The 16,860-nt window shown below is 59.3% G+C and carries 19 protein-coding genes and 1 pseudogene; 16 read left to right on the top strand and 4 right to left on the bottom strand.

The genetic code is table 11. The features are described 5' to 3' along the window. Positions 1–134: 134 nt before the first annotated feature. The 5 genes from B5E67_RS03425 (at position 135) to B5E67_RS03405 (ending at position 5,010) form a co-directional block, all read left to right on the top strand. On the top strand, positions 135–1,352 hold the full coding sequence (locus B5E67_RS03425; protein ID WP_087247643.1) for an ABC transporter substrate-binding protein: 1,218 nt from the start codon (positions 135–137) through the stop codon (positions 1,350–1,352). A gap of 203 nt (positions 1,353–1,555) precedes the next feature. After that, on the top strand, positions 1,556–2,434 hold the full coding sequence (locus B5E67_RS03420; RefSeq protein WP_087247641.1) for a branched-chain amino acid ABC transporter permease: 879 nt from the start codon (positions 1,556–1,558) through the stop codon (positions 2,432–2,434). A 13-nt stretch (positions 2,435–2,447) separates the two neighbouring features. Then, complete coding sequence (locus tag B5E67_RS03415) at positions 2,448–3,461, top strand: branched-chain amino acid ABC transporter permease (RefSeq protein ID WP_343214616.1); 1,014 nt, start codon at positions 2,448–2,450, stop codon at positions 3,459–3,461. Continuing rightward, positions 3,454–4,293, top strand: coding sequence for an ABC transporter ATP-binding protein (locus B5E67_RS03410; RefSeq protein WP_087247639.1), 840 nt, complete (start codon positions 3,454–3,456; stop codon positions 4,291–4,293). The genes B5E67_RS03415 and B5E67_RS03410 overlap by 8 nt, the downstream gene beginning before the upstream one ends. A 3-nt stretch (positions 4,294–4,296) precedes the next feature. Next, a complete protein-coding gene (locus B5E67_RS03405) occupies positions 4,297–5,010 on the top strand; it encodes an ABC transporter ATP-binding protein (protein WP_087247637.1) in 714 nt (237 codons plus the stop codon). A gap of 718 nt (positions 5,011–5,728) precedes the next feature. Here B5E67_RS03405 and lepA read toward each other — a convergent pair. From lepA to B5E67_RS03385, 4 genes are read right to left on the bottom strand one after another with little or no spacing between them, the layout of a single operon-like run. Next, on the bottom strand, positions 5,729–7,540 hold the full coding sequence (gene lepA, locus B5E67_RS03400) for a translation elongation factor 4 (RefSeq protein ID WP_087247635.1): 1,812 nt from the start codon (positions 7,538–7,540) through the stop codon (positions 5,729–5,731). 27 nt (positions 7,541–7,567) lie between these two features. Next, positions 7,568–8,767, bottom strand: a complete 1,200-nt coding sequence (gene alr, locus B5E67_RS03395; protein ID WP_087382909.1) for an alanine racemase — start codon at positions 8,765–8,767, stop codon at positions 7,568–7,570. Next, the gene (locus B5E67_RS03390; protein ID WP_087382906.1) at positions 8,764–9,561 is read right to left on the bottom strand and encodes a tRNA 2-thiocytidine biosynthesis TtcA family protein; all 798 of its coding nucleotides are present in this window, start codon (positions 9,559–9,561) and stop codon (positions 8,764–8,766) included. The genes alr and B5E67_RS03390 overlap by 4 nt, the downstream gene beginning before the upstream one ends. Next, entirely contained in the window at positions 9,558–10,127 is a 570-nt protein-coding gene (locus tag B5E67_RS03385; protein ID WP_087382903.1) for a hypothetical protein, read from the bottom strand. The genes B5E67_RS03390 and B5E67_RS03385 overlap by 4 nt, the downstream gene beginning before the upstream one ends. A gap of 307 nt (positions 10,128–10,434) precedes the next feature. Between B5E67_RS03385 and rplM the strand changes: the two genes are divergently transcribed. The 11 genes and pseudogenes from rplM to B5E67_RS03330 form a co-directional block, all read left to right on the top strand. Further along, the gene (gene rplM, locus B5E67_RS03380; RefSeq protein WP_087247626.1) at positions 10,435–10,863 is read left to right on the top strand and encodes a 50S ribosomal protein L13; all 429 of its coding nucleotides are present in this window, start codon (positions 10,435–10,437) and stop codon (positions 10,861–10,863) included. Positions 10,864–10,880: 17 nt separating this feature from the next. Then, positions 10,881–11,279, top strand: a complete 399-nt coding sequence (gene rpsI / locus B5E67_RS03375) for a 30S ribosomal protein S9 (RefSeq protein ID WP_087247624.1) — start codon at positions 10,881–10,883, stop codon at positions 11,277–11,279. Between the two features lie 443 nt (positions 11,280–11,722). Further along, entirely contained in the window at positions 11,723–12,544 is an 822-nt protein-coding gene (locus tag B5E67_RS03370) for a ParA family protein (protein WP_002576359.1), read from the top strand. Then, positions 12,501–13,427 carry a ParB/RepB/Spo0J family partition protein gene (locus tag B5E67_RS03365; RefSeq protein ID WP_002576358.1) on the top strand — a complete coding sequence of 309 codons (927 nt, stop codon included), beginning with the start codon at positions 12,501–12,503 and terminating at the stop codon, positions 13,425–13,427. Before B5E67_RS03370 ends, B5E67_RS03365 begins: the two co-directional genes overlap by 44 nt. 12 nt (positions 13,428–13,439) lie before the next feature. Continuing rightward, entirely contained in the window at positions 13,440–13,715 is a 276-nt protein-coding gene (locus B5E67_RS03360; RefSeq protein ID WP_002576357.1) for a DUF5720 family protein, read from the top strand. A 27-nt stretch (positions 13,716–13,742) separates the two neighbouring features. After that, positions 13,743–13,934 carry a hypothetical protein gene (locus B5E67_RS03355; RefSeq protein ID WP_002576356.1) on the top strand — a complete coding sequence of 64 codons (192 nt, stop codon included), beginning with the start codon at positions 13,743–13,745 and terminating at the stop codon, positions 13,932–13,934. A gap of 69 nt (positions 13,935–14,003) precedes the next feature. After that, on the top strand, positions 14,004–14,897 hold the full coding sequence (locus tag B5E67_RS03350; protein WP_002576355.1) for a DUF6017 domain-containing protein: 894 nt from the start codon (positions 14,004–14,006) through the stop codon (positions 14,895–14,897). A 48-nt stretch (positions 14,898–14,945) separates the two neighbouring features. Then, entirely contained in the window at positions 14,946–15,308 is a 363-nt protein-coding gene (locus B5E67_RS03345) for a hypothetical protein (RefSeq protein WP_002576354.1), read from the top strand. Further along, positions 15,301–15,612, top strand: coding sequence for a DUF5720 family protein (locus B5E67_RS03340; protein ID WP_002576353.1), 312 nt, complete (start codon positions 15,301–15,303; stop codon positions 15,610–15,612). Before B5E67_RS03345 ends, B5E67_RS03340 begins: the two co-directional genes overlap by 8 nt. 101 nt (positions 15,613–15,713) lie before the next feature. Further along, complete coding sequence (locus tag B5E67_RS03335) at positions 15,714–16,214, top strand: PcfB family protein (RefSeq protein WP_002576352.1); 501 nt, start codon at positions 15,714–15,716, stop codon at positions 16,212–16,214. A gap of 2 nt (positions 16,215–16,216) precedes the next feature. Continuing rightward, a pseudogene (locus B5E67_RS03330) lies at positions 16,217–16,741 on the top strand (type IV secretory system conjugative DNA transfer family protein); the annotation flags it as partial. Between the last annotated feature and the right edge of the window lie 119 nt (positions 16,742–16,860).

Here is a 16,860-nt window from a genome sequence, read left to right as displayed (position 1 = left end):
TTTGTGACTTGCGGCGGGCGCTTCAGTTGATTATACTAGAACAAAGCAAGGGAGCTTCAATGGGAGAAGGGGCTCCCTTGTTTGTTCATTTTCAACTGAATGTTATGAAGCAAGCAAGAAAGAGGGATAATATCATGAAAACGAGCATTTCCCGCCGTCAGTTCCTGGCTGCCGTGGGCGCTGCCGCCGCTGTGAGCGCCCTGAGCGCCTGCGGTTCCTCGTCCAGCAGCTCCACTGCTGCATCCGGCGCAGCTTCCGGCTCCGCCTCCGCTTCGGGCGATACCATCAAGGTGGGCCTGCTGGCCCCCCTGACCGGCGACGTGTCGGTCTACGGCATTGCCGTTGCCAACGGCGCCAACCTGTACATCAAGCAGCTGAACGAGGCCGGCGGCATCAACGGCAAGCAGGTCGAGGTTGTTGAGATGGACGAGCAGGGCGACGCCACCCAGGCCGTCACCTGCTTCACCCAGATGGTGGACCAGGGCATCACCGCTCTGATCGGCGACGTCACCACCACCCCCACCCTGGCTGTCGTGGCTGAGACCCAGGACTACAACATGCCCATGGTCACCGCTTCCGCCACCGCCGAGGCTGTCACCTACGACGCTGAGACCGATACCGTCTACAGCAACGTGTTCCGCACCACCTTCACCGACCCGTTCCAGGGCATCAAGATGGCCGACTACGCCACCGACAAGCTGGGCTACGCCCGTGCTGCCGTCATCTATCAGCTGGGCGCCGACTACAACGAGGGCCTGGCCACCAACTTTGAGTCCGAGTTCGCAGCCAACGGCGGCGAGATCGTGGCCTCCGAGACCTACTCGGCCGGCGACGTGGACTTCCGCACCCAGCTGACCACCATCCTGGCAGCCAACCCCGACGTGGTCTACTGCCCCAACTACTATGAGGATGTGGGCCAGATCCTGTCCCAGGCCACCGACGTGGGCCTGACCGTTCCCTTCCTGGGCGGCGACGGCTGGGACGGCGTCACCCAGTACGCCACCGCCGAGCAGCTGGACGGCTGCTACTTCTGCGCCAACTACGCCACCGGTTCCAACCCCGACTTCGAGAGCGCTTACGAGGCCGAGTACGGCGAGAGCTACCCCAACGGTTTCTCTCCCCTGGGCTACGACGCAGCTCTGACCGTCTGCGGCGGCCTGCAGGCTGCTGAGGACGCCGGCCTGGAGCCCGGTACCGACGAGTACAAGCAGGCTGTCATCGACGGCATCAAGAACGGTTCCTTCGAGGGCGTCACCGGCTCCTTCACCTTTGACGAGTACAACAACCCCGTCAAGACTGCCGCCATCCTGACCTTCGAGAACGGCGAGGCCGTCTTCGTCGAGCAGTACTAATCGGCGTCAAAAGGGCCCGTCCGCCGGGCCTGCGCGCAACGTTTGCCTGTGCGTCTTATCTTGTTTTTATTGCGGAATACTGCGGAGCAATAAAAAACGTATAGTGCGGAGACCGCTCGAACAGGAAATGCTCGGATGGTCTCCGCTTTTTCATACCCGCCGGATTCCGAGCGTATCATGTCAAAAAGAAAGGAACTGCAACGATGACAGTGTTTTTTAGCCAGCTGATCAACGGCCTTTCGCTGGGCAGCATCTACGCACTGATCGCCCTGGGCTACAGCATGGTGTACGGCATCATCCTGCTGCTGAACTTCGCCCACGGCGACATCATCATGGTGGGCGCCTACATGTCCTGGTTCGTGATGAACCAGCTGGGCCTGGGTCCTGTGACCGCGGTCTGCGCCTCCATCATCACCTGTACCCTGCTGGGCGTGGTGATTGAAAAAATCGCCTACACTCCCCTGCGCTCCGCGCCCCGCCTGTCCCTGCTGATTACCGCCATCGGCGTCTCCTTCTTCCTGGAGTACACCGCCGAGCTGCTGCTGGGTTCGGGCGCCAAGGTCATCCCCTCCTACTTCACCAACCAGGTGTACCGTCTGGGCAGCGTCAACCTGAGCCTCACCACCATCCTGACCCTGGGTGTCATGGTGGTGTCCATGATCGTGCTGACCCTGCTGGTCCAGCGGACCAAGCTGGGCAAGGCCATGCGGGCCGTCTCGGAGGACATGGACGCCGCCCGCCTGATGGGCGTCAACGTCAACAGCACCATTTCCTTCACCTTCGCGGTGGGCTCGGCCCTGGCGGGCATCGGCTCGGTGCTGTACTGCTGCAGCTATCCCCAGGCTACCCCCACCATGGGCTCCATGCTGGGCCTGAAGGCCTTTGTCGCCGCCGTTCTGGGCGGCATCGGCTCCATCCCCGGCGCCATGATCGGCGGCCTGGCCATCGGCGTATGTGAGAGCATGGTCTCGGCCATCGGCCTGTCGGCCTGGCGCGACGCTGTCACCTTTGCGATCCTGATTGTCGTGCTGCTGGTCAAACCCACCGGCATCCTGGGCCGCAAGGTACAGGAAAAGGTTTAAGGAGGGTTGGACTGTGAGCAAATCGAAATACCGCGCACTGAAAATGCCGGTGCGCTACCTCATCAATACGGTCCTGGTGGTGCTGCTCTTTGTGGGTCTGCAGCTGCTGAGCCAGAACGTCCTGAGCACCTACCAGAACAAGGTCCTGCTGCTGGTGGGCATCAACATCATCCTGGCGGTGTCCCTGAACGTGGCCACCGGCTACCTGGGGCAGCTGCCTCTGGGCCACGCCGGCTTTATGGCGGTGGGCGCCTACACCAGCGCCCTGTTCACCAAATACAGCACCCTGCCTGAGCCCGTGGCCTTTGCCGCCGGCCTGATCCTGGGCGCTGCCGTGGCCTGCCTGTTCGGCGTCCTGATCGGTATTCCCGCCCTGCGCCTGAGCGGCGACTATCTGGCCATCCTGACCCTAGGCTTCGGCGAAATCATCCGCATCACCCTCAACAACATCGACAACGTGCTGGGCTTTTCCCTGTTCTACGGCGCCAAGGGCCTGAAGAACATCCCCAAGTACTCCGACCTGCTGTCGGTGTTCCTCTGCGTGGTGCTGACCTGCTTCTTCATCCACACCATGCTCAAGAGCCGCCACGGCCGCGCCGTCCTGGCCATCCGGGACAACGAAATCGCCGCCGAGAGCTGCGGCATCCAGACCACCTACTATAAAGTCATGGCCTTCTCCTTCTCGGCAGCCTTCGCCGGCCTGGCGGGCGGCCTGTACGCCGGCTATCTGGGCGTTCTGGACCCCTCCGGCTTCGACTTCATGAAGTCCATCGAGATTCTGGTCATGGTGGTTCTGGGCGGCATGGGCTCCATGCTGGGCTCCATCCTGTCGGCCACCGTCCTGACCATCCTGCCCGAGGCTCTGCGCAGCTTCTCCGATTACCGGATGGTGCTGTACTCGGTGGTGCTGATCTTTATGATGATCTTCCGTCCGGGCGGACTGCTGGGCAGCTACGACTTCTCTCTGAGCCGCCTCATCAGCAAGGCCCTCAGTTTCGGCAGCGCGAAGGAGGCACACCATGAGTGAGTTTAAGACCAGCCTGCACAGCATCCCGTCGGGCGGCTTCCTGACCGAACGCGACAAGGACAAGCGCCCGGTGCTGGACGTCCGTGGTCTGGGCATTGATTTCGGCGGCCTGACCGCCGTGGACGACTTCAACCTGATGATCGGCCGCAACGAGATCACCGGTCTGATCGGCCCCAACGGCGCCGGCAAGACCACCGTGTTCAACCTGCTGACCAACGTCTATCAGCCCAGCCGCGGCTCCATCCTGCTGGACGGCATGCCCACCGCCGGCAAAAAGACCTATCAGGTCAACCGGATGGGTGTGGCCCGCACCTTCCAGAACATCCGCCTGTTCAAGGACCTGGCGGTCATTGACAACGTCAAGGTGGGCCTGCACCAGTCCATGAACTACCGTCTGCCGGAGGCTCTGCTCCGCCTGCCCAGCTACTGGAAGCAGGAAAAGCGGACCACCGACGAGGCCATCGAGCTGCTGAACATCTTCCACATGGCCGACCTGGCAGGCAAGCAGGCGGGCAGCCTGCCCTACGGCGCCCAGCGGCGTCTGGAGATCATCCGCGCCCTGGCCACCCGGCCCAAACTGCTGCTGCTGGACGAGCCGGCCGCCGGCATGAACCCCTCCGAGACCGCCGAGCTGATGGAAGTCATCCGCCGGATTCGGGACGAGTTCGACATCGCCATTCTGCTGATCGAGCACGACATGAACCTGGTCATGGGCATCTGCGAGGGCATCGCCGTGCTGAACTTCGGCCGTGTCATCGCCAAGGGCACCCCCGACGAGATCCGCGAGAATCCCCAGGTCATCGAAGCATACCTTGGCAAGAAGGAGGGCTGATCCATGGCACAGACTATGCTGAACGTTGAGGGCATCAACGTCTACTACGGCGCCATCCACGCCATCAAGGACATCTCCTTCCATGTGGATGAGGGCGAGATCGTGACCCTGATCGGCGCCAACGGCGCCGGCAAATCCACCAACCTGAAAACCATCTCGGGCCTGCTGCACAGCAAGACCGGTTCCATCACCTACAAGGGGCAGAACATCTCAGGGATGCGCGCCCACAAAATCGTCCAGGCGGGCCTGGCTCAGGTTCCCGAGGGACGGCGGGTGTTCCTGCACATGTCGGTGGAGGAAAACCTGGAGATGGGCGGCTATACCCAGGACCGCAGCACCATTGCGCCCAACATGGAGAAGGTCTTTACCCTGTTCCCCCGTCTGAAGGAGCGCCGCCGCCAGATGGCCGGCACCCTGTCGGGCGGTGAGCAGCAGATGCTGGCCATGGGCCGCGCCCTGATGAGCAACGCATCCATGCTGATGCTGGACGAGCCTTCCATGGGTCTGTCTCCCCTGATGGTGCAGGAAATCTTCGACATCATTCAGAACGTCCACAAGGAGGGCATGACCATCCTTCTGGTGGAGCAGAACGCTCAGATGGCTCTGTCCATTGCGGACCGCGCCTACGTTCTGGAGACCGGCCGCATCGTCATGGAAGGCACCGGCGCCGAGCTCCTCACTAACGAAAAAGTTCAGACCGCATACCTGGGCGGCTAACCTTCTTTTTCTTGAAAGAAAAAGAAGGCAAAGGCAGCTTTGGCCCGGCGCGTCCTGCGGACGAAACAGCCGGGCCAAAGCTGGCGCAGCGCTCCGATTTTTGCAAGCGCCCACCGCGGCGCGCTGCAAAAATCGGCTAAGCGCAAGAGGTTTCACTGGGTACCATACACTCTAGCCGCTCTTTATAACGTTTGTGAGGGTTGCAAACTTTGCCGCGCTCACGCTACGTCCGACCTGCGGTCGGGTACGATGCAAACTTCATCGGGTATCATTGTTTATAGTTGCGGCCTGTTGTGGCGCGAGCCGCGTCTGAGCTGCCAGGTATCCGTATCATTATTTATGGTTGCTATCGGCCTTGTCTGAGCTGCGTCGAAAATGGCCTGCCTTTCTGACCGGTTTCTCCCTGATTTCCGGTCCAGCCCTGTTTCTTTTGAAACTGCTTCATTCAAAATAAAAAGCCTCTGTTCTACCCTTGCGGATGGAACAGAGGCTTTTCTTTTTATCCCTGCGGGGCCCTGGAAGGTCCCCGCTTTATGCTTGTCCGACTTTCATGCAAACGGCTCAAACCGCAAATACCTTCTCAAAAGAGGAATCCGGTTTATCTTGAACTTTGCATCGTATCCGGGCGCAGCCCGGACGTAATGTGAGCGCGGCATGGTCTGCAACCCCCACAAACGTTCCAAAGAGCGGCCAGAGTGTATGGTACCCAGTGAAAAGGTTAGTCGTCGGAGTTGTCGAGTTTGAGGACGGCGGTGAAGGCCTCGCTGGGCAGGGAGACCGAGCCCAGCTGACGCATCTTCTTTTTACCTTCCTTCTGCTTTTCCAGCAGCTTCTTTTTGCGGGTGATGTCGCCGCCGTAGCACTTGGCCAGCACGTCCTTGCGCATGGCCTTGACGGTTTCGCGGGCGATGACCTTGCCGCCCACCGCAGCCTGAACCGGAATCTCAAACAGGGTCCGGGGAATGTTGTCCCGCAGCTTCTCGCAGATGCGGCGGCCCTTGGCGTAGGCGTTGTCACGGAATACGATCATGGACAGGGCGTCCACCGGGTCGCCCGCCAGCAGGAAGTCCAGACGCACCAGGTCGCTCTCCTGGTACTCCTTGAACTCGTAGTCGTAGCTGGCGTAGCCGCGGCTGCGGCTCTTGATGGCGTCGAAGAAATCGTAGACGATCTCGCCCAGAGGCATCACGTAGTGCAGGTCCACCCGGACGTCGTCCATATACTTCATGTTGATGAGGACGCCCCGCTTCTGCTGGCACAGGTCCATCAGACCGCCCACGTACTCGTTGGGGGTGTAGAGGTGGACGTCCACAAAGGGCTCCTCCTGCTTGGCGATCTGGGAGGGATCGGGGTACTCGGAGGGGTTGGAAATAACCTTTTCGGTGCCGTCGGTGAGGGTGATCCGATACTGAACGCCGGGGGTGGTGGTGACCAGATCCAGGTCAAATTCCCGCTCCAGGCGCTCGGTGATGATCTCCATATGGAGCAGGCCCAGGAAGCCGCACCGGAAACCAAAGCCCAGCGCGGCGCTGTTTTCGGGCTCATAGGTCAGGGATGCGTCGTTGAGCTGGAGCTTTTCCAGGGCGTCCTTCAGGTCGGGATAGCGCTTGCCGTCGGCGGGATACACGCCGCAGAACACCATGGGCTTGACCTGACGGTAACCCGGCAGGGCCTCGGGGGTGGGATTGTCTGCCAGGGTGACGGTGTCGCCCACACGGGTGTCCTGCACCGTCTTGATGCTGGCGGTGAGGTAGCCGACCTCGCCGGCCGACAGCTGGTCGCAGGGGGACAGGTTGGTGGCGCCCATATGGCCCACCTCCACCAGGGTGAACTTGGCCCCGGTGGCCATCAGCAGGATGGTATCTCCCGGCTTGACGGTGCCCTCAAAGACGCGGATGTAGACGATAACGCCCTTGTAGCTGTCGTAGACGCTGTCGAAAATCAGGGCCTTGAGGGGGGCGTCGGGGTCGCCGGTGGGGGCCGGAATGTCCGCCACCACCCGTTCCAGCACCTGGTCGATGTTCAGGCCCACCTTGGCCGAAATGCGGGGCGCGTCCAGGCAGGGCAGGCCAATGACGTCCTCCACCTCCTGGGCCACCTCGTCGGGGTGGGCGCTGGGCAGGTCGATCTTGTTCAGCACCGGCACCAGCTCCAGGTCGTGTTCCAGCGCCATATAGGTATTGGCCAGGGTCTGGGCTTCCACGCCCTGGGTGGCGTCAATCACCAGGATGGCGCCCTCACAGGCCGCCAGGCTGCGGCTGACTTCATAGGCGAAGTCCACATGGCCCGGGGTGTCGATGAGGTTCAGCTCATACACCTGGCCATCCTTGGCGGTATAGTGCATGGTGACGGCCCGGGCCTTGATGGTGATGCCACGCTCCCGCTCGATGTCCATGTTATCCAGAATCTGGTCGGACATGGTCCGCTCATCCACGCTCTCGGTCAGCTCGAGGATGCGGTCGGACAGGGTGGATTTGCCGTGGTCGATGTGGGCAATGATGCAGAAATTGCGGATGTTTTTGTTTGCCATGGGTTCCTCCGTGAAACGAGTGAAGGTTCAGCTGTCCAGGTGGTCGTCAACAAAGACGGCCCGGCCGTTTTCCAGGTAGACGCGGGGCACCCGGCGGGCCACCCCGCACAAAACCTCGTAAGAGATGGTGCCGGTTTTTTGGGCGATGGTTTCGGCGGTGTCTCCGGCGCCGCTGCCGCCCCAGAGGATGGCCTCATCCCCGTCGGCCACATGGGGCACGTTGGTGACGTCCACCAGCATCTGATCCATGCAGACCCGGCCCAGCACCGGGCAGGGCTGGCCGTGCAGGTCCACCACGCCTTTACCCTCGCTGAGCAGCCGGGGATAGCCGTCGGCATAGCCGGCGCAGAGGGTGGCGGCCAGGGTGGGAGTCTGGGCGGTAAACCGCCGCCCATAGCTCACCGACTGGCCGGGCTGCAGCTCCTTCACCATGCTGACCACGGTTTTCAGGGTCATGACGGGGCGCAGGTCGGGGCAGGACACCTCGGCGCTGGGGGGATAGCCATACAGAATGATGCCGGGACGGCCCATGCAGCGCTCCCGGGGCAGGCCGGCGGGCCAGTCGGGATGGAGCAGGGTTCCGGCGGAGTTGTCGCAATGGACCAGAGCCGGCTCCCGGCCGGCGGCCCGCAGGGCCTCAAAGGCCCGCACAAAGAGGGCGTGCTGTCCGGCGGTATAGGCTTCGCTGTCCTCGCCGGCCTCGTCGGCGGCGGCGAAGTGCTGGAACAGTCCGGTCATCTCCAGGCCCGGCAGGGATGCCGCCTCGGCCATTTCCCGGACGGCGTCGTCAAAGTCGGTGCGGAGGGCAAAGCCGATCCGGCCCATGCCGGTGTCGGCTTTCAGGTGGATCTGCACCTTTGTCCCCGCCTTCTGCGCCTCCTGGGACAGGGCCCGGGCATAGGCCAGCGAATAGCAGCACTGGGCGATCTGGTACTGGGCCAGAACCCGGGCGTACTGGGGCTCGGTGCGGCCCAGAATCAGGATGGGCAGCTTCTGCCCGGCCCGGCGCAGTTCCAGCGCCTCAGTCAGACGGCTCACTGCCAGCCAGGCCGCGCCCTCCTCGGCAAAGGCCTGGGCGCACCGGACTGCGCCGTGGCCGTAGGCGTCGGCCTTGACCACAGCGCACAGGGGCAGGCCGCCGGCCTGCTGCCGGGTGATGCGAAAATTATGGCGCAGGGCGTCCAGGTCGATTTCGGCCCAGACGTGCCGCTCAAAAGGCTCGTTCATAGCTTCTCCTCCGCCTTTCCTTTCTTCTGCGGGATTTTAAAAGAGCCCCGCCCGGTGTGCAGGGGCCGCCAGCCGTCGATCCCGCTCTCCTGCAGGGCGTGCAGGGTTTTCTGGCGGAAGGCATGGTCGGTGCGGCACCGCTCATGGACAAAATCCTTGGTCCGCTCCCGGGTGGTGGTGCCGTCGGCGGGGCAGAGGCTCTTGACGATGGGCAGTTCCTCCTCGTAGACGGCGGCCCGGACCTCGGCCTCGGTGGCCAGCAGCATGGGCCGGATCAAGGTCAAATCCCGGCGGGACAGGTAGGTCACCGGGGAAAAACACCCGATCCGTCCCTCCTGCCACAGGTTCATATAAAAGGTCTCGATGGCGTCGTCCAGATGATGGCCCAGAGCCACCTTGTTGCAGCCCAGTTCCTGGGCCGCCGTGTGGAGCGCGCCCCGGCGGAGCTTGGCGCAGAGGGCGCAGGGGTTCTTTTCCTGCCGCTCCTCAAAGATCACCGGGCCGATGTCGGTGCGGCGGACCTGATACGGGATGTTGTACCGCTCCATCAGCTGGGCCAGCCGGGAATAATCCCCCGGCTGCCGGCCGAACTGGGGGTCCAGGGTAACGGCCTGCAGCTCATAGTCAAAGCCGATGTACTGACGCAGAAGGGCCAGCCCCACCGTCAGGGCCACGCTGTCCTTGCCTCCCGAAACGCCCACCAGCACCCGGTCCCCGGGGGCCAGCATCTCATAATCCTGGACGGCCTTGCGCATCAGGCCGGTGAGGCGCTGCATTGCTTTCGGTTCACTCATGCCAGGGCCACACTTTCAATCAGATTCAACACGTCGTTGATGGATGCCAGCCGGGTCAGGGCCGAGACGTAAATCACATCCCCGCTGTCGTAGGTGATGGTGGCCAGCACCGCATAATAGGCCTGGATGTCACAGCGGACGGCCTCCACCGTGGCGCCCTCCACCTCGATGTCGATTTTCTTGGGGCTGATGACGCCGTAGTTGGCCCGCAGGTCATCCTGGCTCTTGGTCAGGAAGTCCTCATAGGTGGAGGCGTCTCCCCGCTGGAACAGCACCACCTGATACTGGTCGTTGTCGGGGTCCTCGCTGGAAGCCAGCTCCAGCACCGGGCCCAGGGTGGGGTCCTCGGTCATGCGGCAGACCGGCCATGCGGCCGACTCATAATAGACCGAGATGCCGTTTTCGGCGGTGTAGTGGGTGTCGGGGTTGGCGGGGGTGCGGCGGCTGGTCATGAACAGCAGGACGCCGTAGACGACGACGCCCACCAATATAAACGCTGCCATCCCCACCAGAAGCCGTGAGGAACGCTTCTGGGCGGCGGCCTGGCGGTCGATCTCTCTGGGCATGTGGAAAATCTCCTTTTTACTCGTGATGAACGCTGAACACAGCGTATCTTATAGTATAGCATAAAACACGGCGGATTTACAGCGCCCATGCAAAGAAAACCCCGCTTTGGCCGCGCCCCGAAAAGCAAAAATGCGACGCGAGAATTCAAGAGCATTCAAGAGAAAACAAGAGATTTTGAAAGAATGATAAATTTGAGCTGAAAAAATCAAAAAATCGTGTTGACAGGCAGCTTTTGATGGTATATACTATCATTCGCGCCCACCCGGCGCCTGAACTGTTACGAATGCTTATCAGGAGGAAATATATATGAGCACTACTCTCGTGAAGCCCGCTGAAGTCGAGCGTAAGTGGTACCTGCTCGACGCTGCCGGCAAGCCGCTGGGCCGCGTCGCTGCTGAGGCCGCCGTCCTGCTGCGCGGCAAGCAGAAAGTCGATTTCACCCCCAATGTGGACTGCGGTGACTTTGTTGTCATCATCAACTGCGATCAGGCTGTCCTGACCGGCAAGAAGGCTGAGCAGAAGTTCCACATCACCCACTCTGCCTACATCGGCGGCCTGAAGAAGGTCCAGTACAAGAAGCTGATGGCTGAGAACAGCAACCTGGCTATGACCTACGCTGTCAAGGGCATGATCCCGTCCAACACCATCGGTGCCAAGGCTCTGACCCGCCTGCACTGCTACAAGGGTGCTGAGCACGCTCACGCTGCACAGAAGCCCGAGAAGATCGAGTTCTAAGAAGGAGGCAATCGAATATGTACGAAACCAAACCTTATTTCTACGGCACTGGTCGTCGTAAGGATTCCGTTGCCCGTGTTCGCGTCTACGCCGGCACCGGCAAGATCACCATCAACGACCGTGATCTGGACAACTACTTCGGTCTGGAGACCCTGAAGCTGATTGTCCGCGCTCCGCTGGTTCTGCTGGGCGTTGAGGATAAGTTTGATGTGGTTGTCCGCGTTGCAGGCGGCGGCGTTTCCGGCCAGGCCGGCGCCATCCGTCACGGCCTGAGCCGCGCTATGCTGCAGCAGAATGAGGAGAACCGCGCTGTCCTGAAGAAGGCCGGCTACCTGACCCGCGATCCTCGTATGAAGGAGCGCAAGAAGTACGGCCTCAAGGCTGCCCGTCGCGCTCCGCAGTTCAGCAAGCGCTAAACTTTATCAAAAGTGGTCAAAAACCCCGGAACTACGCGGTTTCCGGGGTTTTTCCTTTTCAAATGGTTTGACGCAATTTGACAGAACGAAGCCTCTTTTAACCCGTTTTCTATGGGTTAAATGGTGGACAACCACCCCAAAAAGAGGGCTTATGGGTTAAAAAATAGGACAACCGAGACGCGATTTTGGGATGCCAAGGGGATGTTTATTTATACATCTCCAAGAGACCTTTTTCGTGAAAACGGTTTGTCTGAATTTGACCTAATTTGAACAAAAGAGAATAAATCTAATCGCCAAGCGCTCAGTATTTTCTACTGGGCGCTTTTTGCGTTTCCGGGGAATTTCATTCCGGGATAAGAAAAGGCCGTCACTTTCAATTTTTGAAGTGGCGGCTTTTTCTATTTCCAGAAGCCATAGAACAATTCAGAAATGAGGTGAAGTCATTGAACACGCAAATCATCGCCATCGCCAACCAGAAAGGCGGCGTTGGCAAGACAACCACCTGCGCGAACCTGGGGATTGGGCTGGCGCAGGCCGGAAAGAAAGTGCTGCTGATCGACGGGGACCCGCAAGGCAGCCTGACCATCAGCCTGGGCCACCCCCAGCCGGACAAGCTGCCCTTTACCCTGTCCGACGCGATGGGCCGTATCCTGATGGACGAGCCGCTGCGCCCCGGCGAGGGTATCCTGCACCACCCGGAGGGCGTTGACCTGATGCCCGCAGACATCCAGCTCTCCGGCATGGAGGTCTCCCTGGTGAACGCCATGAGCCGAGAGACCATCCTGCGGCAGTATCTGGACACGCTCAAGGGACAGTATTCCCATATCCTGATTGACTGCCAGCCATCCCTGGGTATGCTCACGGTCAACGCCCTGGCCGCCGCCAACAGGGTCATAATCCCCGTTCAGGCGGAGTACCTGCCCGCCAAGGGCCTGGAACAGCTGCTCCAGACCGTAAACAAGGTGAAGCGGCAGATCAACCCCAAGCTCCAGATCGACGGCATATTGCTGACGATGGTGGACAACCGCACCAACTTCGCCAAGGAGATTGCCGCCCTGCTGCGGGAGACCTATGGCAGCAAAATCAAGGTGTTCGGCACCGAGATTCCCCATTCTGTCCGGGCAAAGGAGATCAGCGCCGAGGGCAAAAGCATTTTTGCCCATGACCCTAATGGCAAGGTGGCCGAGGGCTATAAGAATCTGACCAAGGAGGTGATAAAACTTGAAAAGCAGCGCGAAAAAAGTAGAGCTGGCTCCATACGATGATTTGTTTTCCACCGAGGAAAGCCGCCAGGATGCCAAGCTGGAGAAGATACAGGAAATTCCGCTGTCTGAGCTGCACCCATTTAAGGGGCATCCCTTCAAAGTCAAGGATGACGAGGCCATGATGGAGACCGCCGACAGCGTTCGGCAGTATGGTGTTCTGGTTCCGGCGATCGCCCGCCCGGACCCGGAGGGCGGCTATGAGCTGGTTGCCGGTCACAGGCGGCACCGGGCCAGTGAGCTGGCCGAGAAAGAAACCATGCCTGTCATTGTCCGAGACCTGGACGATGATGCTGCCACTATCATCATGGTGGACAGCAACTTACAACGTGAAAGCCTGCTCCCCAGCGAAAGGGCCTTTGCTTACAAGATGAAGCTGGAGGCTATGAAACACCAAGGCGCACGGGGGGACTTAACTTCGTCCCAACTTGGGACGAAGTTGCGTGCAGATGAATTGTTGGCGCAGCAGGCTGGTTCGAGTAGGAACCAGGTGCAGCGCTATATCCGCCTGACGGAGCTGATTCCCGAACTGCTGGATATGGTCGATGAAAAGAAAATCGCCCTCAATCCGGCTTATGAGCTGTCCTTTCTCAAAAAAGAAGAACAGCGGGATTTGCTGGACGCGATGGACAGCGAACAGGCTACCCCCTCTCTCTCCCAGGCTCAGCGACTCAAGAAATACAGCCAGGAGGGACATCTGACCCTCGATATGATGCGCGTCATCATGGGTGAGGAAAAGAAAAGTGATCTCGACAAAGTGACTTTCACCTCCGACACCCTGCGGAAGTATTTCCCCAAAAGCTATACGCCCCAGCGGATGCAGGAAACCATTATCAAACTGCTGGAGGCGTGGCAGAAGAAGCGCCAGAGAGACCAGGAACGATGAAAGGAGCCGCCTATGAGGGATATTTCAGCCCGTGAGCTGAAAGGACACAATATCTTGGCCGTAGAGCGTTTTCAGGACAGCACCCGCTGGATGATCGAGTTTTCCGTTCAGCGCCCTTGTTCCTACGGCTGCCCCGGCGATGATATGCGGCTGTTTCTTACGGAGGACGGGTATCAGGCCGCCCTCGTAAGCCAGAAGCGTCGGGAAATCAAAATCAAGCGGTATGCCCGTGTGATCGAGGGCCATGTGCTCGACTTCAAACCGGACAAGCGCCGCCGCCACCCGTAAACTCATTATCACTACGAAAGGAAAGGAATGAATATGTGTACTGTCCAGAGCATCAAAGATGCCATCCGGGAAAGTTGCCAGTCCCAGTATGATATGGAATCCACCGACATTGACCGGGTTTTGCAGACCCTCCCGTTTTCGGAGCATGAGCCGATGTTCAGTCATCCGCCGAAGTACAAGCGTCCTTACCGGCCCTGGCAGAACAACAAAAACAGCTGAAAGCCACAGTCTTTTTCACGAAGGATTGTGGCTTTTTTCATGCCCTAAAATTAGAAAGGAGTGAAGTCAATGGCCGTTTTTCGCATTGAACGGACCAAAGATTATACCGTGATGAGCAATCATCACCTGCGGAACCACGAACTATCCCTCAAGGCAAAGGGGCTTCTTTCCATGATGTTATCCCTGCCTGATGACTGGAACTATACTACCCGTGGACTTGCGAAAATCTGCAAGGAGGGCGTTGATGCCATCGGCAGTGCGCTGCGGGAGTTGGAAACCGCCGGTTACATCGTGCGGAACCAGCTGCGGGACCAACAAGGCCGGATCAGCGACACCGAGTATGTGATTTATGAGAAACCCCAGCCCAGGCAGCCAGAAACGCCAAGGCCGGATACGGCTGTACCAGATACGGCTTCACCAGATACGGAAAACCCGTATCTGGATAAACCGGATACGGAAAAGCCCGCAGAATTAAATATAGAGAAACCAAATACTCAAAAACAAAATACTCATGGAGCAAGTACCGATTCCATTCCCTTCCGGGAAACAGCGGCAGCACAGCTGCCGGAACGGAAAGGAAGGGATGCGATGTCTGTCTCAGAGATAGAAAATTATCGGGAATTGATTCTGGAGAACATCGAGTATGACTATCTGTGCAGAGAGTTTTCGACCTACCGTGAGGACCTGGACGAGATTGTGGAGCTGATGGTGGAGACCGTTTGTGCCAAACGTAAAACCACTCGGATCGCTGGCAGCGACTTTCCCCATGAAGTCGTGCGCTCCCGGTTCTTGAAGCTGGATAGCGAGCATATCCGATTTGTCATGGACGGTATGCAGAAAAACACCACGGAGGTCCGCAATATGAAACAGTATTTGCTTGCAGTGCTGTTCAACGCGCCCACCACGATCAGCAATCACTACACCGTACAAGTCAATCACGATATGAACACAGGCGGCTGGTAAACAGCCGCTTTTCTGTTGCCCGGCAATACCGGGAGAAAGGATTTTGCCATGAAACGACCTCTTGCCTACATTACGGCTCCCTGGAGCAACAACCAGTATGAGAACGCCGAGAACGCTGCCACCTACTGCCGCCAGGTGTACGACGCCGGGTATTCGCCCATCTGCCCGGTTCTGTTCTTGTCCACCTTCCTCAAGGACGAGATTCCCCAGGAACACAAGGACGGGCTGGATATGGCGCGAGACTATCTGCGCCGGTCCCATGTGCTGGTGGTCTGCGGCCACGGCATCGACGAGACCGTGAAGAATGACATCGCCACCGCTGAGCGCCTGCGGATCACCGCTACCACCCTGGACGGTATCCTGACTGTGAAAGGCCAGGGACGCGGGAAAGGAGGTGCGCGCCATGCCTGAGCGTAAGACCGTGGGCCAGCTGATGGAGGAAATGCGGCTCAAGGCCGGGGCGCAGAACTACCACGGCCATGAGTACATGGATTTGGAGCGGTTTGCCGAGGACACCCGGCACATGATTATCTTCGATGTGCTGACCCACGATTCGCCGGTGGGCTGGAAAGGCGAACGGACCCGCCTGTTTCTGACGGAGGCCGGATACCAGAAAAGCCTGGAGAACCAGGAAAAGGGCCACATCAAGATTCTCAGCCATGCCAAGGTGCGCCAGGGACATCTGTACTATGACCGCTCCGATCAGCTGCGTTGAAAGGAGCCTGCCATGATGAAATACCTGCTGCGGCGGCTGGTGGTCCCGCCTTAGTATCAAGCGCCACCCCTGCAAAATCCGTGGAAAGGAGGCGATGACCTATGCAGGAGGAAGTGGAAAACAGGACTTTGACGCTGGTAGTCAGCGGAACAAAGTTTACCGGGCGGCTGTTTAAGGCCGCCATCACCAAGTACCTTGCCCACCGCAAGGAAAAGAAGCTGCAAAAGCAGAAAAGCCGGGATACCCCCGTGATTCCCCACGGCAAACAGACGGTGAAGCAGCTGATCGGCCAGAATCAGGGCGTTTCCAACATCGAGATCACCGACCCCTCCATCAAGGAGTTTGAAAAGATCGCCCGGAAATACGGCGTTGACTATGCGGTGAAGAAGGACCGCAGCAGCTCCCCGCCCAAGTACCTGATCTTTTTCAAAGGCCGCGATGCGGATGCCCTGACCGCTGCCTTTACCGAGTACACCGGCAAGAAGGTCAGAAAGGCGCAGAAAACAGAGCGTCCGTCCGTGCTGGCAAAGCTGAGCCAGTTCAAAGAGCTGGTGAAACACGCCGTTGTGGACCGGAACAAGCGGAAGGAGCTGGAACGATGAAGATGAAAAAGCAACTTGACATCAAAAAGCTCCTTTTGCTGAATATGCCCTATATCCTGATGGGGCTGTTCGCAACCAACTTCGGTGAAGGATGGCGGATGGCCGTGGGTGCGGACGCTTCGGCAAAAATGCTTTCGTTCTTCTCCACGCTGCCGGTGGCGCTGGCCAGCTGGTGGCCCAGCCTGCACCCTTTGGACCTGCTGGTGGGGCTGTGCTGCGGCGCTGGCCTGCGATTGGCCGTGTATCTCAAAAGCAAGAACGCCAAGAAGTACCGGCACGGTATGGAGTATGGCAGCGCCCGCTGGGGCACCCATGAGGACATCGCACCCTACATCGACCCGGTGTTCCAGAACAATGTGATTCTGACTAAAACCGAGAGCCTGACCATGAACAGCCGCCCCAAGGACCCCAAGACCGCCAGAAACAAAAATGTGCTGGTGATCGGTGGCTCCGGTTCCGGCAAGACCCGCTTCTGGCTGAAACCGAACCTGATGCAGATGCACAGCTCCTATGTGGTGACAGACCCAAATGGTAATTTACAATAAGGATAAAGGGAGCGCGCACCCTCAAGAAAGGAGGTTACACCCCATGAAGAAACAGCCGGACAAGGGAAAAATCACAGCCCTGTACGAGCGTCTTTCCCATG

Origin of the sequence: Faecalibacterium sp. An122, from assembly GCF_002160895.1 — a bacterium.
Classification (GTDB): Bacteria; Bacillota; Clostridia; order Oscillospirales; family Ruminococcaceae; genus Faecalibacterium.
The sequence above is the reverse complement of the archived record's forward strand: the minus strand, read 5'-3'. Positions and strand labels throughout refer to the sequence as shown.

Coding starts and splice junctions, on each gene's coding strand:
- B5E67_RS03425 (WP_087247643.1), top strand. CDS start 135: ATGAAAACGAGCATTTCCCGCCGTCAGTTCCTGGCTGCCGTGGGCGCT.
- B5E67_RS03420 (WP_087247641.1), top strand. CDS start 1,556: ATGACAGTGTTTTTTAGCCAGCTGATCAACGGCCTTTCGCTGGGCAGC.
- B5E67_RS03410 (WP_087247639.1), top strand. CDS start 3,454: ATGAGTGAGTTTAAGACCAGCCTGCACAGCATCCCGTCGGGCGGCTTC.
- B5E67_RS03405 (WP_087247637.1), top strand. CDS start 4,297: ATGGCACAGACTATGCTGAACGTTGAGGGCATCAACGTCTACTACGGC.
- lepA (WP_087247635.1), bottom strand. CDS start 7,540: ATGGCAAACAAAAACATCCGCAATTTCTGCATCATTGCCCACATCGAC.
- alr (WP_087382909.1), bottom strand. CDS start 8,767: ATGAACGAGCCTTTTGAGCGGCACGTCTGGGCCGAAATCGACCTGGAC.
- B5E67_RS03390 (WP_087382906.1), bottom strand. CDS start 9,561: ATGAGTGAACCGAAAGCAATGCAGCGCCTCACCGGCCTGATGCGCAAG.
- B5E67_RS03385 (WP_087382903.1), bottom strand. CDS start 10,127: ATGCCCAGAGAGATCGACCGCCAGGCCGCCGCCCAGAAGCGTTCCTCA.
- rplM (WP_087247626.1), top strand. CDS start 10,435: ATGAGCACTACTCTCGTGAAGCCCGCTGAAGTCGAGCGTAAGTGGTAC.
- rpsI (WP_087247624.1), top strand. CDS start 10,881: ATGTACGAAACCAAACCTTATTTCTACGGCACTGGTCGTCGTAAGGAT.
- B5E67_RS03360 (WP_002576357.1), top strand. CDS start 13,440: ATGAGGGATATTTCAGCCCGTGAGCTGAAAGGACACAATATCTTGGCC.
- B5E67_RS03355 (WP_002576356.1), top strand. CDS start 13,743: ATGAATATGTGTACTGTCCAGAGCATCAAAGATGCCATCCGGGAAAGT.
- B5E67_RS03350 (WP_002576355.1), top strand. CDS start 14,004: ATGGCCGTTTTTCGCATTGAACGGACCAAAGATTATACCGTGATGAGC.
- B5E67_RS03345 (WP_002576354.1), top strand. CDS start 14,946: ATGAAACGACCTCTTGCCTACATTACGGCTCCCTGGAGCAACAACCAG.
- B5E67_RS03340 (WP_002576353.1), top strand. CDS start 15,301: ATGCCTGAGCGTAAGACCGTGGGCCAGCTGATGGAGGAAATGCGGCTC.
- B5E67_RS03335 (WP_002576352.1), top strand. CDS start 15,714: ATGCAGGAGGAAGTGGAAAACAGGACTTTGACGCTGGTAGTCAGCGGA.